Here is a 207-nt window from a genome sequence, read left to right as displayed (position 1 = left end):
TCGCCTATCTCCCTAGATATTTCCAAAGACTGCTGCAAGAACTCAATCGCCCGTTGGTACTGTCCCAGGGAGTTGTAAGCATTGCCCAAATTGCCCAAGGAAGCACCTTCGCCATTGCGATCGCCTATCTCCCTAGATATTTCCAAAGACTGCTGCAAGAACTCAATCGCCCGTTGGTACTGTCCCAGGGAGTTGTAAGCATTGCCC

1 protein-coding gene is annotated in these 207 nt (G+C 50.7%); it reads right to left on the bottom strand.

All coding sequences use genetic code 11. The features are described from left to right. The coding region (locus AABK37_RS42605; protein WP_432557336.1) for a tetratricopeptide repeat protein at window positions 1-207 on the bottom strand (207 nt) is incomplete at both ends.

This window comes from Tolypothrix sp. VBCCA 56010 (assembly GCF_050875635.1).
Taxonomy (GTDB): Bacteria; Cyanobacteriota; Cyanobacteriia; order Cyanobacteriales; family Nostocaceae; genus Hassallia.
The sequence above is the reverse complement of the archived record's forward strand: the minus strand, read 5'-3'. Positions and strand labels throughout refer to the sequence as shown.